Origin of the sequence: Streptomyces changchenzhani, assembly GCF_039766235.1 — a bacterium.
Classification (GTDB): Bacteria; Actinomycetota; Actinomycetes; order Streptomycetales; family Streptomycetaceae; genus Streptomyces.
The window spans coordinates 681,071-697,946 of sequence record NZ_JBDHNH010000002.1; the positions used below are offsets into that span (position 1 = coordinate 681,071).

20 protein-coding genes are annotated in these 16,876 nt (G+C 67.0%); 4 read left to right on the top strand and 16 right to left on the bottom strand.

The genetic code is table 11. From position 1 onward, the window contains the following. Window positions 1-24 precede the first annotated feature (24 nt). Both ABCR94_RS11340 and ABCR94_RS11345 read right to left on the bottom strand, forming a co-directional pair. The gene (locus tag ABCR94_RS11340; protein WP_347119082.1) at window positions 25-168 is read right to left on the bottom strand and encodes a hypothetical protein; all 144 of its coding nucleotides are present in this window, start codon (window positions 166-168) and stop codon (window positions 25-27) included. Between the two features lie 275 nt (window positions 169-443). Further along, on the bottom strand, window positions 444-908 hold the full coding sequence (locus ABCR94_RS11345; protein ID WP_347119083.1) for a hypothetical protein: 465 nt from the start codon (window positions 906-908) through the stop codon (window positions 444-446). Between the two features lie 120 nt (window positions 909-1,028). Between ABCR94_RS11345 and ABCR94_RS11350 the strand changes: the two genes are divergently transcribed. The 3 genes from ABCR94_RS11350 (at window position 1,029) to ABCR94_RS11360 (ending at window position 2,976) form a co-directional block, all read left to right on the top strand. Next, window positions 1,029-1,412, top strand: a complete 384-nt coding sequence (locus ABCR94_RS11350) for a hypothetical protein (RefSeq protein WP_347118891.1) — start codon at window positions 1,029-1,031, stop codon at window positions 1,410-1,412. Between the two features lie 59 nt (window positions 1,413-1,471). Continuing rightward, window positions 1,472-2,437 (top strand): IS3 family transposase, encoded by a 966-nt coding sequence (locus ABCR94_RS11355; RefSeq protein WP_347119154.1) that lies wholly within the window; start codon window positions 1,472-1,474, stop codon window positions 2,435-2,437. A 347-nt stretch (window positions 2,438-2,784) separates the two neighbouring features. Further along, a complete protein-coding gene (locus ABCR94_RS11360) occupies window positions 2,785-2,976 on the top strand; it encodes a hypothetical protein (protein WP_347119084.1) in 192 nt (63 codons plus the stop codon). A 272-nt stretch (window positions 2,977-3,248) separates the two neighbouring features. Here the strand turns inward: ABCR94_RS11360 and ABCR94_RS11365 are convergent, their stop codons facing one another. The 5 genes from ABCR94_RS11365 to ABCR94_RS11385 form a co-directional block, all read right to left on the bottom strand. Next, complete coding sequence (locus ABCR94_RS11365; protein WP_347119085.1) at window positions 3,249-3,713, bottom strand: hypothetical protein; 465 nt, start codon at window positions 3,711-3,713, stop codon at window positions 3,249-3,251. A gap of 180 nt (window positions 3,714-3,893) precedes the next feature. Next, on the bottom strand, window positions 3,894-5,702 hold the full coding sequence (locus ABCR94_RS11370) for an alpha/beta hydrolase (RefSeq protein ID WP_347119086.1): 1,809 nt from the start codon (window positions 5,700-5,702) through the stop codon (window positions 3,894-3,896). 9 nt (window positions 5,703-5,711) lie between these two features. Next, the gene (locus tag ABCR94_RS11375) at window positions 5,712-6,164 is read right to left on the bottom strand and encodes a hypothetical protein (RefSeq protein WP_347119087.1); all 453 of its coding nucleotides are present in this window, start codon (window positions 6,162-6,164) and stop codon (window positions 5,712-5,714) included. Between the two features lie 79 nt (window positions 6,165-6,243). Beyond that, window positions 6,244-6,441 carry a CGNR zinc finger domain-containing protein gene (locus ABCR94_RS11380; protein ID WP_347119088.1) on the bottom strand — a complete coding sequence of 66 codons (198 nt, stop codon included), beginning with the start codon at window positions 6,439-6,441 and terminating at the stop codon, window positions 6,244-6,246. Between the two features lie 3 nt (window positions 6,442-6,444). Then, a complete protein-coding gene (locus ABCR94_RS11385) occupies window positions 6,445-7,446 on the bottom strand; it encodes an AraC family transcriptional regulator (RefSeq protein WP_347119089.1) in 1,002 nt (333 codons plus the stop codon). An 81-nt stretch (window positions 7,447-7,527) separates the two neighbouring features. On the opposite strand from ABCR94_RS11385, the gene ABCR94_RS11390 reads away from it, so the two are divergent. Then, entirely contained in the window at window positions 7,528-8,364 is an 837-nt protein-coding gene (locus ABCR94_RS11390; protein ID WP_347119090.1) for an NAD(P)H-binding protein, read from the top strand. 281 nt (window positions 8,365-8,645) lie between these two features. On the opposite strand, the gene ABCR94_RS11395 is transcribed toward ABCR94_RS11390, so the two are convergent. From ABCR94_RS11395 to ABCR94_RS11435, 9 genes are all read right to left on the bottom strand, one after another. Further along, window positions 8,646-9,302, bottom strand: coding sequence for an OmpA family protein (locus tag ABCR94_RS11395; RefSeq protein WP_347119091.1), 657 nt, complete (start codon window positions 9,300-9,302; stop codon window positions 8,646-8,648). 4 nt (window positions 9,303-9,306) lie between these two features. Further along, window positions 9,307-9,918: a hypothetical protein gene (locus ABCR94_RS11400; RefSeq protein WP_347119092.1), complete on the bottom strand. Its 612-nt coding sequence runs from the start codon at window positions 9,916-9,918 to the stop codon at window positions 9,307-9,309. Window positions 9,919-9,943: 25 nt separating this feature from the next. After that, window positions 9,944-10,516, bottom strand: coding sequence for a hypothetical protein (locus ABCR94_RS11405; protein ID WP_347119093.1), 573 nt, complete (start codon window positions 10,514-10,516; stop codon window positions 9,944-9,946). Between the two features lie 41 nt (window positions 10,517-10,557). Beyond that, entirely contained in the window at window positions 10,558-10,788 is a 231-nt protein-coding gene (locus tag ABCR94_RS11410; RefSeq protein WP_347119094.1) for a hypothetical protein, read from the bottom strand. A 162-nt stretch (window positions 10,789-10,950) separates the two neighbouring features. Continuing rightward, complete coding sequence (locus ABCR94_RS11415; protein ID WP_347119095.1) at window positions 10,951-12,051, bottom strand: response regulator; 1,101 nt, start codon at window positions 12,049-12,051, stop codon at window positions 10,951-10,953. A gap of 59 nt (window positions 12,052-12,110) precedes the next feature. Next, complete coding sequence (locus ABCR94_RS11420) at window positions 12,111-13,604, bottom strand: sensor histidine kinase (protein WP_521976718.1); 1,494 nt, start codon at window positions 13,602-13,604, stop codon at window positions 12,111-12,113. Then, window positions 13,601-14,488: a DUF5936 domain-containing protein gene (locus tag ABCR94_RS11425; RefSeq protein WP_347119097.1), complete on the bottom strand. Its 888-nt coding sequence runs from the start codon at window positions 14,486-14,488 to the stop codon at window positions 13,601-13,603. Before ABCR94_RS11425 ends, ABCR94_RS11420 begins: the two co-directional genes overlap by 4 nt. Window positions 14,489-14,549: 61 nt before the next feature. Beyond that, window positions 14,550-15,485: a type II secretion system F family protein gene (locus ABCR94_RS11430; protein ID WP_347119098.1), complete on the bottom strand. Its 936-nt coding sequence runs from the start codon at window positions 15,483-15,485 to the stop codon at window positions 14,550-14,552. A gap of 8 nt (window positions 15,486-15,493) precedes the next feature. After that, window positions 15,494-16,831, bottom strand: a complete 1,338-nt coding sequence (locus tag ABCR94_RS11435; protein ID WP_347119099.1) for a TadA family conjugal transfer-associated ATPase — start codon at window positions 16,829-16,831, stop codon at window positions 15,494-15,496. Window positions 16,832-16,876 lie beyond the last annotated feature (45 nt).

Consider the following 16,876-nt stretch of genomic DNA (forward strand, 5'->3'; position numbering starts at 1 on the left):
GTCCGGCGGATCCGGACAGCTCACTCACTTCACCAGGTACTCGCACAGCGTCTTGTCGGACTTGCCTCCCTGGTTGTCCGCGACCTTCTTCCCGTCAACGGTGATGAGGCAGGGCGCGGCGTGCAGCATGCCGTCGGAGCCCTGCACCGAGCCGGGAACGACGGACACTGTGGACCCGATCCTCTTCTCGGCGTCGGTCGTCAGGGTGATGGATCTCCGTCTTCTTCCACGGCAGTGTGGCGGTCTCCAATGGGGGTCCGGTGTTCCTCGACAAGGACCTGCGTGGCCGGACGGAATCCTTGCCATAGGGCTGCGCGCGGACTCCGCACCCGTGGGCATGGACGCCGGAACCGCGTACCAAGGGCTGGACCGGGGCGCGAACCGGGTGGGCGCGGGCAGCAGACCGAGCCATCCCGCGCCCGCCCGTCACGGAAGCAGCACCCTCAGAACCGCTCGACCTTCACGCCATCCGGCACCTGATAACAGCCGGAGACGACCATCAGGCTCAGCTTCGGCTTGTCGCGCTTTTGCATCTGGACGATATTGACGCTGTACTTCTTCGCGTCGTTGCCGGCCGTGAGATTGAGATTCTTGTTCTTGCTCGTGTCCAGCCCGTACTCGACGACCTTCCAGCCGTGCTTGGGCAGTTCTACCTTGAGCCGTTTCATCACCCCGTCGAGCTGGTCGGCCGATGCAGGGTAGAAGCTCCACGGGTGAAAGATCTGGAAATACTTCTCCGGATCCTTGCCGCTGCACTCCGAGACACCCGCTCCGCTGTTCGACGCCTTCCCCTTGATGCCGATCAGGTCATAGATCTCGCTGGAAACCTTCTCCGTCTTGTCCGCGGCGGCCTCCGAAGTCATGGTGCCCGCGGAGGGGATGTCGCCGGAGCCATTGGCGTCAGTCATGCTGCATCCGGTGAGGGTAGTGAGAGCGAGGGACACGAGGAGCCCTCTCTGCCAGCCTTGGGTGAGACATCCCGCTTTGTCGGGTTAGCCTGAGAGGGCATCGACAGGAGTTCCACCCTTATGACCAGCACGAAGCCGTCCGGATCGGATCCGGCAGCGAAGCCGAAGCGCCGCAGTTTCAGTCCCGAGTACAAGCTGCGGATCGTGGCCGAGTACGACGCCGCGGCCAAGAACGAGAAGGGCTCGGTCCTGCGCCGCGAGCGGCTGTACCACTCGCACATCAAGGAGTGGCGGGCCGCCCGGGATGCCGGGGCCCTGGAGAAGCTGGCCGACAGGCGCACCGGCCCGGCGAGGCCGAAGAGGTCGCCCGCCGAGGTGGAGAACGAGAAACTGCGCCGCCAAGTGGAACGGCTGGAGAAGGAACTGGCCCGCAACAAGGCCGCGTTGGAGGTCATGGGAAAAGCTTCCGCGCTCTTGGAAATGATCTCCGAGAGCGCGGACTGACCCAGAACGCCGCCCCGGTCCTCGACGACGCCTTCGCCGGTGTCGAGCCCGCACTGGGTATCACCACCGCGTGCCGGCTGACCGGACGCTCGCGGGCCACCCACTACCGCAGGCTGCGGCCCGCAGCCGAGCGGAAACCGAGGAAGCCGCAGGTCCAGCCCTCGGCCCTGAGCGCGCCGGAGCGATCTGCGGTACTGGAGCTGATGAACCGCGAGGAGTACGCCGAACTCCCGCCCGCCCAGATCTGGGCCCGTGAGCTGGATGCCGGGCGCTACCGCTGCTCCGTCTCCACGATGTACCGGATCCTGCGCGAAAAGGGCCAGAGCGGCGAGCGCCGCCGACAGGCCACCCACCCTGCCAAGGCGGTGCCCGAACTCCTCGCCACCGCCCCCTCGCAGGTGTTCACCTGGGACATCACCAAGGCCGCCGGACCCGAGAAGGGCATCTGGTACCACGCCTACGTGATCATCGACATCTACTCCCGCTATATCGTCGGCCACACTGTCGAGAAGGCCGAATCGGCCGAGCGGGCCGAGGAGTTGATCCGCGAGACCATCACCCGCAACGGCATCGTGCCCGAGACCGTGCACGCGGACCGCGGGACCTCGATGACCAGCAAGAAGGTCTCCCAGATGCTGATCGACCTCGGAGTGACCCGGTCGCACTCGCGGCCCAAGGTCTCCAACGACAACCCCTACAGCGAGGCCCAGTTCAAGACCACGAAGTACATGTCGGACTACCCCGACCGCTTCGATTCCCTGGCCCATGCCCGCGAGTGGTTCGACACGTTCATCGCGTACTACAACCACGAACACCGCCACTCCGGCATCGGCTGGCACACCCCGGCCTCCGTCCACTTCGGGACCGCCGAGGAGGTCCGCGACCAACGAGCCGTCACTCTCGCCCAGGCATACGCCCGCCACCCCGAACGCTTCGCCCGCCGCCCCCGACCACCCCGAATACCCGAGAAAGCCTGGATCAACGACCCGGCCAAGCGCCGCGAACCCGCACCACAAACCTCATAGCGTCCCGACCGTCTCACTGGACTTGAAATCTTCCGGAGCGCGGATGCGCCCAGCTTGATCTTCAAGTCGAAAAGCCTCGGTTGGTCGGAACAGGACACGGGCCGGTCGTTACGGTCGGGAATTTCGTGGATCGGTCGTCAGACTGGCACGGGCTGGCGCCCGTGGGCTCGTCATCCCTATCTCACTCCTGGCGATCGGCAGCACGCGTGGCACGGAATTCCTCTATGGCGAAGCCCAGTCCGCGAAGTACCGTGCGCATCTCGACTGGATGGACCGCCTCGCACTGAATCCCGAAGAGTCTCGGGGCTTCATCCACGACATCGCACGCCAACTGTGAGGGGACCTTCATGCCGGACATCGCATGGGACGAGCCGTTCTGCGGCGAGGGAAACTCCTGCTTCCGACTCGGGACAGACGAGCGCGGCAACAGCTACATCGCCGTAAAAGGCGAGGAGGACCGGTACCTCACCGACAGCCACGAGGCACTGCGGACCATGATCCGAGACATCAAGGCCGGCAAGGCCGACCACCTGCTGTAACAGCACATGGGCCCGTCAGCGATAAGGACTGCCAGAACGTTCGGGGGCGGATCATCAAAAGTCGGGCATCGCCACAGCTCGACGGCTCGATCGAAACCGCTGTACACAAACGCAGCGCAGACCCCGAACTGGCCCAACGCCCGCCTCACCGCCGTGACCGGGCAGACATGGGCACCGGAACCGCGCACCAAGGGCTGGACCGGGGGGCGAACCGGGTGGGCGCGGCGGCAGGCCGAGCCATCCCGCGCCCGCCCGTCACGAAAGCAGCACCCTCAGAACCGCTGGACCTTCTCGCCATCCGGCACCTGATAGCAGCCGGAGACGACCATCAGGCTCAGACCCGGCGGGTTGTCCTTCGCCATGTGGACGATCTTGACGCTGTACTTCTTCTTATCATTGTCGGCCGTGAGGTTGAGGTTCTTGTTCTGGCTGTTGTCAACCCCGTACTCGACGACCTTCCAGCCATGCTTGGGCAGTTCCTCCTTGAGCCGCTCCATCGCACCACCGAGCTGGTCGGCCGATGCGGGTACGAGGCTCGACGGGTGAAAGATCTTGAAGAACTTCTCCCGATCCTTGCCGCTGCACTCCGTGACGCCGGCTCCGGTCTTGGACAACTTTCCCTTGATACCGATCAAGTCGTAGAGCTCGCTGGAGACCTTCTCCGCCTCATCGGCAGCGTCCTCCGAGGTACTGGTGCCCGCAGAGGGGGTGTCGTCGGAGCCATTGGCGTCAGTCATGCTGCATCCGGTGAGGGTAGTGAGAGCGATGGACACAAGGAGCGCGGATGCGCCCAGCTTGATCTTCAAGTCGAAGAACCTCGGTTGGTCGGAACAGGACACGGGCCGGTCGTTTCAGTCGGGAATTTCGTGGATCGGTCGTCAGACTGGCACGGGCTGGCGCCCGTGGGCTCGTCATCCCTACCTCGCTCCTGGCGTGAGGTTTGGCGGCTCCTTCAGGTCCACGCTCCCACCCTTGCCCGCCACGACCAAGCCCTGATTCAGGAGACTGTCGGATTCCTCCTCCCAGTAATCACTGTGGCCCTCGGTATCCGTTGTCATCTGGTTGGCGCCGAAACGCTCGTCACTGGGAATCGTCCATGGGCCGTCCCAATCGGTCCCGCCGTGCCCGAAACGACCAACGTCCGGGACGAGATCCCCGTCGGCCTCCTGGTTCCAGACGTGGCCCTTCGGGACATCCATCTGATCCGCATTGCTCACCTGCACCCCGGGGCTGCCCGCGAGAATCACGTCGTCCACGTTCAGGTCACCCTGCCGGGCCGCGGACCCGACGAGAGTCGTCCCGTACGAGTGGCCGATCGCCGTACGATGAGGGTCCGAATCGACACTACGCGACGCGTCGAGGCCGTCGAGAAACTGGTTGTAGGCCGGGGCTCCGTCATTGGCGTAGTGGCTGAACGGTGAGTCCTTGACGATGCTCTGTGGGGCGTCGTACCCGAGCCAGGTGATCGTGGAAACCGAGTCATCGCCGGGCACGGCGTCGGCCACGCGCCACACATTCACCATCCGGTCGATGTCTCCCTCTACGCTGCTCAGGTTCGACGTCGTACCCGGCACATAGACCGCCTGGTGGTCAGCAGTGTCCGGATTGCCGTTCGCAACGATGGCACGGCCATTCCCTTCCGCACTGAATCCGAGCAGGTACGCCTCGGGCAGGCGTTTGAACCCGGTGTTGTCGAAGCGGTCCTGGATCGCCTGCATTCCCTTCATGGAACCGTCGGCGCGTGCCTTCTGGGCGCCGTACTTCTCGTTCCACTTGCTCCAGCCGTCGGTCTGGACGACGGCCGGATAGGAGCCGTTGGGATTGGGGGCATACTTCGCGGGCTCGGCAGGAATCCTGTCCAGTTCAAGCTGTACCTGCGCCTTGGCCCCCGCCAGAACCGTGCGGTTGGCCTCGTCACGGGTCTCCGCGGGCAGTCCGTCCAGCGCCCCGACCGAGGCGGCTTCCAAGGAGACGTAGGCGGACTGCTCCTCCGGGCTGAGCCCCTTCCACCACGTCGCGTTGTCCGCCGGGCTGCCGCCTTTCGGCGCCTCCGGCAAGGAGTCGACGTAGGCCTTGCCCGCCTCGCGGACCCCGCCCATGTCCGACTGTGTGTCGGCCCAGTCCCGGTCGGAGACCTTCAAGTCGTCATCGGCCTTCAGCGCGCGCAGCTTCGGCGCCCACTTCGTGTCCGCTTCCGTGGCTTCCTTCAACGCGTCGGCGATCCGGTTCGCGTAACCCATCGCCTTGCCGTCGTTCGGGTTCGGGTGGATGTTCACCGCCTGGCGTTCCAGGGCACCGGACGTCGGGCCGCCCCCGGCGCTCCCGGTCACCGTGCCGCCGTCGGCGATCTTCTCGTCGCCCGGCTTCTTGCCTGCTGGATACCCGACCGAACCGTCCGGGTTCACCGTGCAGTTGTCGGCGCGCGCGTCCTCGATCGCCGCGTCCAGCCTTCGCTTGGCCACCGCCATGTCGAAGGCGAAGCCATTCAGCGCGGTGCTGACCAGTCCGCACTCGGTCTGCGCGTAGTGGAAGTTCTTCGACAGGGCCTGGAGTTCGCGGAGGGCGGCCGTCGCAGCGTCGCCCTTCAGCTCGTAACGCATTCCCGCGCAGACCCGATTGTCGATGGTGTCCTTGGCCGCACTGGCCATGTCGCCAGCCGCCCGGTAGCCGTCTGCGGCTTCCTCGTACTCCGACGGCTTGAAATCTTTCAGCGTCGCAAGATCCATGGCTGCGGATCACTTCTCTTTCGCTTGGCCGCCGACGGCCTCGGTGTCCTCGTGCTGCAGCTTCAACCTGTTCAGCTCTTCCATGACCGCCTGGTCGGACTTCGAAAGGTCATGACCCGCCCTCTCCAGAAGCCCGCCCAACTCGCCGCAGCGGCGGCTCACATCGCCGACGTACTTCTTCCAGGAGTCGTACAACTCCTTCTGCGCCGCCGCGCTCTGGCACCCGGCAGTGTCATCGAGCCCCGACTGCCCTTCGTGCAGCTTCGTCAGCGCCTTGCCGATGCCGCCCTTCAGGCCCGTGACGCCCTCGCCGGCCTGCACCCATGCCTTCTTGTCCGACTTCAGATCCCCCGAAGGCGCGCCCGCCGGGGCTCCGCCCGGATCGACCTGGTTCAGCTGCATCTGCGCGGAACTGCGCTCTGCCGCATCGGCTTTGAGCTGTTCCCACTCGTCCCACGCCATCCGCGAAACCCTCCCCGTTTCCCCGTTCCCAGGCGAACCCGGGCCGAGCCGCCATGATCTCCGCCGCCGAGGGGCGAAATCAAACGCGCATTCCCTGCACCAGTACCGACCCGCCGCAAGCCCCGCTCCCGTAGCAGTAGCAGTAGCAGTAGCAGTCCAAGCCCGACTGCTCGAACTGCTGAACGTCGATCCGACCGCGATACGTGGCCTTCTTCGCCCGGTCGCCGCAGGTGCTCATCGAGCACCAGCGGCGTCGGCCAGGTCGTGACTCGTCCAAAAGTCAGGTACCCGTCCGGCGACCGAACGCCGAGGGGGAATCGGATCTGGACGAGGTCGCAAGGGCTGCGCCGGAGCGCCCACGCCGGAAATCGCTCGGGCTCACGCCTCTCGTGCGCTTGAACGCGACGCTGAAACCGAACGCGTCGGAGTAGCCGACGGCTCGAGCGATGTCGAAGATGGTCGTTGCCGCCTGCTCGGTCAGCAGATCGGCGGCGAGGGTCATGCGCCAGCGGGTGAGGTAGGTCAGCGGCGGCTCACCGACCAGCTGCGTGAACCGCTTTGCGAGCGTCGAGCGCGAGACACCCGAGCGGTCCGCGAGTGAGGCGACCGTCCAGGGCGTCGACGGCTCGGCGTGCAGCAACCGCAGGGCGTCGCCGACCACCGGGTCGCGGTGCGCGGTGTACCAGGCGGGCGGGCTGCTTTCAGGCTGATCGAACCACTCGCGCAGCGAACACACCATCAGCCAGTCCAGCAGTCGATCGAGTACCACCTGCTGGCCCGGGGTGTCGACAGCGACCTCGGCGGCCAGGTGGTCTCGAACGGCATCGGCCACACCGCCGGGTGTGACGCGCAGGACATCGGGCAGTGCCTCCAGCAGCCATCGGCCGATCTCGCCGTTCACCGGATAGGCGCCGACGACGAGAGTCGTCGAACCGCTGCCTGGCTCCTCCGAGCCCTGGTCGTTCCAACCGAGGCGGTAGCGGGTCCCACCGTGCTCGGGCACCGCGCAGTACTCGCCGCACTCGACCGGCTCGGCCCTGGTACCGATCTCATCGACGAAGGTGAACGGCTCGGGACCGCGAACGATCACCATCTCACCGGCGTCGACCCGCTCGGGCGGGCGACCCTGCGGGACAATCCACCCGAGCCCCCCGAGAGCGATGCACAGGGTCAGCGGGGCGCCGTCCACGAAGTGCAGTGCCCAGGGCGGAGACAGTGTCGAACTACCGAACAGCGACCCCTGGGCTCGTACACCACGAAACAGCTCACCGAAGGCATCCATGCCACGAGATTAGACGAATACACATGCGATCTGGCTTCTTGGCCATGGATCCGTCCGAGGCGAGCGCGTTGAATCAAAGCCATGAGAAGCGAAACGACTCTTGTCCTCGGCGCCACCGGCAAGACCGGCCGACGGGTCGCCGCCCGGCTGCGGTTGCACGGCGTGCAGGTCCGGGCCGCCTCCCGATCCAGCCGCACCCGGTTCGACTGGGCCGATCCCGCCGGGTGGGACCAAGTCCTGAAAGACGTCAACACTGCCTATATCGTGCCTCCGTCCGTGCCCGGCCCGGTGCACGACTTCGTGGCACGAGCCGAGGCCGCCGGCGTGCAGCGTCTCGTCCTGCTCTCCGGGCACGGCGCCGACACCTGGGGTGACACCACGTTCGGGCTGGACATGCGCTCAGCCGAGGAGGCCGTCCGCGGATCATCGTTGGAGTGGACTGTGCTGCGCCCCTCGAACTTCAACCAGAACTTCGACGAAGACCTGTTCCACGCCCCACTGGTGGCCGGCGAGCTCGCACTTCCGGCCGGCCCCGTGCCCGAGCCGTTCATCGACCTTGAGGACGTGGCCGATGTTGCGGCCCTCGTGCTCACCGAACCGGAGCGGCACGCCGGTAAGACCTACGAGCTGACCGGGCCGCGCGCAGTGACCTTCGGCGAGGCGGTTGAGCTGATCTCGAAGGCATCCGGCCTTCCCATCACCTTCAAGGAGATCTCCTCCACCGAGTACTCCGCAGCCCTTGTCAGGGAGGGCTGGGAGCAGCACGTCGCGGACCACGTCGTTGAGATGTTCGTGGTGATGGGGCGTGGGACCATCGCCGCGACGACCGACGGCGTCGCCACCGTGCTGGGCCGTGCGCCCCGAACCTTCGAGGAGTTCGTCGTGCGGGCCGCCGGGGCGGGAGCATGGCAGCGATGACCAAGCCGGTTGGGCACGGCACCGGTAGCAACCTCAGGTGAGGCCGTCAGCCGGCCGGCAGACCCTCGAACTCAACGCCGGATCCACCTCGATCCGAGACGCCGTCAAGGCCAACGTTCGACCACCAGGTGCATGACGGCGGCTCGGCGCCCAGTGCGTGGTCCGCAGGCGAGCGATACGGATCTCAGCGGCCGGTCAGCACAACAACCTGGTCCCCGCTGACCGGAGTGGTCCGGGCGTGGGCCGGCAACCCGCCGCCGTGCAGTTCTCCCTGCAACGGGTCAGCTCTGAGAGCCTGTGGCGGGGGCTGCGCCTCGGGGGAATGAGATCTCGACCCGGCGGTTCTTCTTCCGGCCCTCTTCCGAGGCGTTGTCGGCAATCGGATAGTCCTCGCTGTAGCCACGGATCTCGAAGGAGATGTCCGGGCCGAGCGTTTTGTTCAGCTCCTGATGTACGGCGTCGGCGCGCTTTTTGGACAGGACCTTGCCGTGCCCGTACGAGCCGAGGTCGTCGGTGAAACCGAAGACCCGGATCTTCGTGGCCTTCTGCATCGTGATCTCTTCGGCGATGGCCCTGATACGGGAGGACGCGTCGACGTTGAGCTTCGAGCTGTCCTTGTCGAAGAGGACTTCGGCCTGGAGGGCGAACTTGACGTCGGAATTGGTGTCTTCACGGCGTTCCTCGCCGCCCAGGTCCTCGACGACGGACTTGATATCGATGACGCGGGCGGGAGCGAGAGTGCCGCCGTCTGCGAGCCGCAGCCCCGGTGCGTTTCCGTCCACCTCAGGAGGCGGGGACGACGTGGTGCTGCCCGGGGGGACGCTGGGGTCGGGGTCCGCGTGAGCGCTGGTGACGGATAGGCCGGTGATCAGGACGGCTGTCGCGAGGGTGATCTTCGCGAAGTGGGCCGGGCGACTTCGGGAAGTGGTCTGAGGCATGGCGTCACTCACCATCGGAGATCTCGATGGAGGCGGGGGGCATGTCCGCGATCTGGAAGTCGACCTTGGTGGATTCGGTGGGGGGGGCAGGGAATTGGGCGAACCAGGTCTTTTCCTCGCCGGTCTTGAAGGCTCCACCGAACTGCGTGCAGAGGCAGCGGCCTTCTGTATCACGCAGGATCAGATACTTCTTCTTACCTGTCCTGTCCACCAGTGACGCACCGGCCATGGAACTTGAGTTGGCCGACAACTCCTTCTCATCTCCCCTCCAGGAGGTGGGGTTCCAGAAGCTCCCCTTGCCGTTCTTCACCTTCCCGGAGACGGTCAGGAAACCTCCCTCGTCTCGTACGGCAGAGCTGACAATGAGAGTGGTGTTGTCACTGCCTCCAGTCATCTCGGCAAGTACGGTCTCCTCTGCTGGAGGAGAAGGCTCATCTCCCTTCGGCGTCTCCTCGCCCTCTTTGCCCTTGTCTGTAGGAGTCGACGACGAACCCGCTTTGGGCTTGTCGTCCTCGCCGCCTCCTCCGCCGCAACCGGCCACCGTGAGGACCAAGCCAGTCGTGATCGCCACTGCGGTCAGTGCCCTTCGGGCCTTCATGGTGTGCCGCATGCTCATCAGTAACTCTTCCTTGTCTCGACGTTCACTCGACCAGATGGACGGAGAACAAGTCCTTCGGCTCGGGCAGATCGTCCTGCTCATCGATGGGCGTGTCCGGATCAATCTGCCAGCGACCGCTGCCTCTGCAATCAATTTCGATCAGATCAGCCTCTTCGCCTTCGGGCGCGGCCACGCAGAGAGGCTCGATCGTCGCGGTGGCGTCGGCCTTGGCGTGAGTGCTCTCCGTGCCGGGGATGACCGAGTCGCCCACCGTGCCGCGAGTCACGATCGCCACCGAGGATTCGTAGGCACCGTCGACCTCGGCCATCCCTACGCTCTCGACATCCGCGTCGTTGTCACCCGCGAGTTGCCGCGCTGCTGCGTCGTAGCCCGCCCCCGGGATCTCTTCCTCCACCGCGAGCCAAGCGGGCCACTCGTCGGGATTGCCGAGCGACTCGAAGAAGCCGTCCGTCAGCTCGTCACGCCCGTCCTGGGCAGCCGCCAGCGATGCTGCATCGGCCGCCGACTGGCCGCTGTTGCGAGCTGCTGCCGCCTGGGCGAAGGCGAAGTAGGCGAACGCAAGAAAGAGCAGACCCGCCACCACCACGACGTACATGGGGAGGGTCTGCCCTCGGTCCTGCCGAAGTTTGTCGAGCGTCAGCCGCCGGTGATATCGGACACTGCGGTGCCGATCGCCTCTGAAATCGTCTGATCCAGGTTCAACGCCCGCACCGCCACCACGATCAAAGCGATTACGACCACCAACCCCGCGTACTCCACCACGCTCGCGCCCGCATCCGCGCGCATCCGCCGCACCGTCGTGTCGCGCCAGTTGGTGATTGCGATCTGCGCCTTCGTGGCGGTCTTGAGCGCGTTGTCCTTCGCCATGGGGTACCTCTCCGAGTTCGGCCGACGTAAGCGTATCTTCGCGCGTGGTGCCGCTTCCGATACGAGAAACGTACGGCTTCATGCGGATACCGCCAGAGGGCCCCGGGGCCCAATTCTGGGCCCAAATCATGTTTTGGGCCCCCTGTGTCTGCTTGGGAACGGTCATGTCAGCCACGTCTCCCCGCCCCACGCCGCGATCGCCTCGCTCCGGCTCGTGCTGTGCAGCTTCGCGAAGATGCGGTTGATGTGGTTCTTCACGGTCTTCTCGCTGATGAAGCAGGTGGCGGCGATTTGCTGGTTGCTCATACCTGTGGCGATGAGGTCCATGACCTCCACCTCCCTCGAACTCAGCCCATGATTGCGCCGGTTGTGAGACTGCGGGGCCGGTGGTGCCTGCTGGGCCCGGGACCGTTCCGCTGACGACTGTCCCACATCTGATTGCACATGCGAAGGTCTTTCGCGATGCCGCAACGAATTCGAGACTCTTGGCCCGGAGTCATGGGCCCCGCCGGGATGTGCAGTCGCATCTGCGCCCGGTGCGTAGCCAGGTATCCGGCTCGTGCCCGCATACGGGACGCCCGTCTCGTACACCGCGCCGAGTCCTCCCGGCAGCGGTCGCACCTCGTCCTGGAGGCAGCCGCCGCGCACATGGGCCAGTAGCGCGTCCTGGACGGAGGTCGTGAAGTGGGCGCGGCCCGCCCGGATGTCCCGTACCGCATCCACCAGTTGATCGGCGGTGAACTCTCCGTGCACCAGATAGCCGCCCGCGCCCAGCCGCAGCGCCTCGCGCACGACCTCGCTCTCGCGGCTGTACGTCAGCATCATCACCGGCGCAACGCGGACCAGGTACGGGAGGACCGATAGGCCGTCCACGCCCGGCATCCGGACGTCGAGCAGCACGATGTCGGGGAGGTGCTGCTGCGCCACGGTCAGGGCTTGGCTGCCTTCGGTCGCCTCTGCCACGACCTCTATGTCGTCGCGGCCTCCGAGCAGGACGGTGAGCCCCGCCCGTACAACAGGGTTGTCGTCGACGATGACGATGCGCAGAACGGTTGGGGATGCGCGCAGGTCAGGAGGGGTGAGTGGGGTGGGGGAAGGGGCGGGGAACGCCGCCTCCGGCAGGGGAATGCGGAGCCCGGCGGGGGTGTGTTCCGAGCAGGGTTCGGTGGTGTGCGACGACGTGTGCTGGGAGCCGTGCGTCGACACATGCACATGTGAAGCCATGGACCGGGGCCCTTGGCCGTAGGTGCTTTCGTCCGGCATGGTGCGGCCTCCTCTCGGGGGTCGGGGAGTGGGGAGTGGGGGTCGGGGAGTGGAATCGGTCAGGGGACGCCCGCGGGGGTGAGGGCCGCGACCGGTAGTTCGAGGCGTACTTCCGTGCCGCCCGCGCTGCGGCCCCGGCCGATGCGGATGCGGGCGCCGATGCCGGCCGCCCGCTCGACCATGCCGACCAGGCCGAAGTGGCCGGTCTTGCGGAGGTTCTCCAGGCAGATGCCCGCGGGCAGGCCGCTGCCGTTGTCCAGGACGCTGATGCGCAGTGCGCCCTCGACGAGACCGATCTCCAGGGTGACGTGGGTGGCGCGGGCGTGACGGTGGCTGTTTTCCATGGCTTCGGTGGCGATCGTCAGGATGTGGCGTGCGACGGCGTACGGGACGGCGAGCGAAGACCCGTCGCCGAGTGGGCGGAATGCCGTCGCGATGCCCGTACGCCGTCCGAAGTCGTCCAGCCGCGCCCGGAGTTCGTCGCCGACGGCCACTCCCCCGGTCGCGGTGTCGTAGTCCGCCTGCCTGCGCAGGTCGGAGAGGATCTCGCGGGACTCGGACGCGGCGCGACGGGCCGCGCGGGCGACCATGCCCGCCCGGTCGCGGACGGCGTGGGGGTCCAGGCGGTCGGCGGAGCCGGCGAGGCTGTCGGCGGCCATCGCCACGCCGTGCAGGGTCTTGGCGACCGAGTCGTGCATCTCCCTGGCGAGGCGGGCGCGTTCGCCTTCGACCGCGTCGCTCACCGCGAGTCTGGCGTTGGCCTCGGACAGGGCCTGGGTCGCGGCGCCGAAGCGGAACATCAGATTGCGCAGGGTGACCCCGATGACCCCGGCCGCCACACAGAATCCGCTGATCAGGAGCGTACTGGCGGGGCTGCCCATCCGCTGTGCCCAGGCCGTGTACGCCGCCGCCAGGAGCAGGATCTGGATCGAGGTGAAGATGCCCGCGCCCCGCCAGCCGTACAGCAGCCCGGCGAGCAGCGGGGTGCACGCGGTGGCGTAGCCGAGGGCCGAGTCGGGTGAGGCCGTCAGGAGCAGGACGGAGCCGAAGAGCAGGTCTACGCCCATCAGGGAGCGGTACTTGATGAGCAGCGGGCCGAGCTTCTCCCAGTCCCGGAGCATCGCGTACGAGCCGACGAAGCTGAACACCACGGCGGCGCCGACCAGCCAGCCGCCGAACTGGCCGCCCGCCCTGGCCAGCGCGAAGGGCGCGCCGAGGGCGATCATCGCGAGGCGGAAGCCGAAGACCTGGCGGCACAGGGCCTGGAGGGCGTTGATCTGGATGGGGATGCTGGGCGCCGGTACGTCGTCGGCGAGCGCGGAAGCGACGGGCGCGGACGTGACAGGTGCGGACGTGACAGGTGCGGACGTGACAGGTGCGGACGTCACGGGTGCGGAAGTCCCCGGCCCCGGCAAGGGGGACTGCAAGACCGCCGATGCCACTGGGACCTGTGGGAACTGTGGGATCTGTGAGGCGGGAGTGACTCCCTGGAGTGCGTCGAGCCTTGCGCCGCTGTACCTGAGGTGGCTCGGGGGCAGCGACATGGCCGTCATTCGCCGAATACCGAACCGAAGTCGGTGTCCGACCCCAGGAACATGTTGGTCACGATGAGGAGCAGCGTCGCCGGGACCATGAAGGCGAGCGTGACCACCGTCGTCTTCGGGATGGCTTTCGCCGCGCGCCGCCGGGAGTTCTGGGCGTCGGTGCGGCGCATGTCGTTGGCGATCTGAATCAGGGTGTCGGCGATGGGCGCGCCGAGTTCCTCACCCTGCTGGAGCGCGGTCACGAACTGGGAGACCTGCTCGGACGCGTTGCGCCTGCGCAGTTCCTCGAAGGCCTGGCGGCGGCTGACGCCCATGTCCATCTGGCGCAGGGTGATGCGCAGTTCGTCGGCCCAGGGCCCTTCGTACTTCTCCGAGACGCGGTCGAGTGCCTGGCGAAAGCCGAGGCCGGCGCTGACGACGACGGCGAGTACGTCGAGGAAGTCGGGCAGGGTGCGCTCGATGACGTCCTTGCGTTCGCGGATGGCCTGCCAGATGGTGACGTCGGCGGCGAACCAGCCGTACGCGATGCAGAAGATCCCGAACAGCGGCAGGTCGTTGAGCAGGCAGATGACGGCCGCGAAGCCGCCGAAGGCGCCGTAGATCGCGCGGCGGGCGGCGTACCGGTCGACGGTGAGGCCGCCGGGGTTGCCCGCCATGTCGATCTTGCGGCGCTTGCGGTCGACCCGGCTCGGGCCCATCAGGCGCAGGACGGCGGGTGCGAACCGCATGCCGAGGCGGTCGACGGCCGATTCGGGGCCGGAGACGCGGGTGGCGCCGATCTCCAGGGCGACGGCCAGGTCGCCGGGGATCTTGGCTTCGGCGCGGTACATCCTGACGCCCTGAAAGGCACCCGCGACGCTCAGCCCGACCACCAGCGCGAGGAGCAGTGCCATGGGGGTTCCCTCCTGATTCCGCTGGAGCTTTCAGTGGACATGGCGCTATACGTCGGTACATCTATACGTCGATCTTGCCGAAGCGGCGCATCGCTATGAAGCCCGCCGCGTAGAGGCCGATGGCCACGAGCACGATGATTTGGCCGAGTGGGTTGCTGGTCATCCGGGCCATGGAGCCCGGAGTGACGGAGTTGAGCATGATCATCGCGCCGAGGCCGAGCAGCGGGATCGTGTACGCCGTCGCGTTGACCTCGGAGAGCATCGTGCGGACCTCGCGTCGTGTCTCCTTGCGCTCCTCCAGTGTCTCGGTGAGGTTGCGCAGCGAGCCGACGACGGTGCCGCCGGCGCGGTTGGAGAGTACGAGGGTGGTGACGAGGACGACCAGCTCGCGCGACGGCAGACGCTCCGCGAGCTCGCCGAGCGCGTCGTCGATGGAGCGGCCGACGGACAAGTGGTTGGCGACGGTGGCCAGTTCCTCGCCGGCCGGTGCCTCCAGCTCCTCGGCGGCCATGCTGAGCGCGGTACGCAGCGCGAGCCCGGCGGCGGTCGCGTTGGCGAGTATGCGCGAGAGGTCGGGCAGTTGGTTGATGAAGGCCTCGATGCGCTTCTGGCGCTGCCAGTTGAGGAAGGCGACGCCGCTCCAGACGGCGACCAGACCGGCGACCGGGCCGAAGAAGGGCGCGAGGACCGAGGCCGCGATCAGCCACAGGGCGGCGACGCCCCCCAGGACGTACACGAGGAACTCACCCGCGGTCAGGTCGAGTCCGGTGGCCGACAGGCGCAGCTGGATCTTCTTGCCCAGCGTGGTTTTGCGCAGCCGCCGGTCGAGGCCGGCGAAGCGCCGGTGGCGGCCGAGCGGGCGCGGGCCCGTGATGGCGAGGCGTTCCACCAGGGCGGCTCGCTGGGAGCGGCCGGCGGTGTAGGTGTGGATTCCGGCGACGGCCAGTACGCCGCAGAGCAGCGTGCTGCCGATCGCCAGCAGTGCGGAATTGTCCATGGCCGTACCTACTGGGCCTCTCGCGAATAGAGGGGATCGTTGTCTTCCGTGATGCCGAAGGCGGGCGGGATCGGCTCGTTCGCGAGGTAGAGCCGTTGCGCGACGCGGCGGGGCAGGGCGAGGTGCTCGAACCGGCCGCGCACTACGCGCTCGGCGCTCATCGGCTCGGTGATGAAGTGCGAGACGGTGGTTGTCTTGAACTGCTCCCTGCCGTGCGAGACCAGCAGCGCGATCTCGCTGACCTTGCGGGAGCCGTCGGCGAGCCTGGCGAGCTGGACGATGACGTCGACGGCGCTGTTGATCTGGTCCTTGAGCGCCTCGAAGGGTACGTCGACCTCCGACATGGAGCCGAGGGTCTGGAGCCGCATCAGGGCGTCCTCGGCGCTGTTGGAGTGGACGGTGGCGAGCGAGCCGTCGTGGCCGGTCGACATGGCCTGGAGCATGTCGAGCGTCTCGCCGCCGCGGACCTCACCGACGATGATGCGGTCGGGGCGCATGCGCAGGGAGTTGCGTACGAGGTCGCGGATGGTGATCTGGCCCTTGCCCTCGACGTTGGCCGGGCGGGTCTCAAGCCGGATGACGTGGGCCTGCTGGAGCTGGAGCTCGGCGGCGTCCTCGACGGTGATGATGCGCTCGTGTTCCGGGATCAGGCCGGAGAGCGCGTTGAGGAGAGTGGTCTTCCCCGAGCCCGTACCGCCCGAGACGATGACGTTGAAGCGGGCCCGTACGAACGCGGAGAGCAGCAGCAGCATCTGCTCGTCGAGCGTGCCGAGGCTGATCAGCTCCTGGAGCCGGTACGCGCGCGGGAAGCGACGGATGGTGAGGGTGGGGCCTGTGAGGGACAGCGGCGGGATGATGACGTTGACGCGCTCGCCGGAGGGCAGGCGGGCGTCGACCATCGGATTGGACTCGTCCACGCGGCGGTTGACGGTGGAGACGATGCGCTCGATGGTCTGCATCAGCTGCTCGGTGGACGCGAAGCGCATCGGGAGCTGCTCGACGCGGCCGGCCCGCTCGACGAAGATCGAGTCGGGTCCGTTCACCATGATCTCGGTGATGGAAGGGTCTTCGAGGAGCGGTTCGAGCACACCGAGCCCGAGGGCCTCGTCGACGACACGGCGGATGAGCTGGGAGCGCTCGGACGTGGAGAGGACCGGGCCTTCGCGGCTGATGATGTGCGCGAGTACGCGCTCCAGGCGGGCCCGTCGTTCGCCGGCGGCGAGCGAGGACATCTCCGCGAGGTCGATCTCCTCCAGGAGCTTCGTCCGGTAGGTGGCGACCAGATGGCCGTCCTCGCGCCCACCGGCGTTCTCCTCGGGGGCGGTGATGCGTGCCCGCAGACTCATGTGGCGGTGCTCCTCATTCGGGCGGGGTGGTTCGGCGCGTCCTGC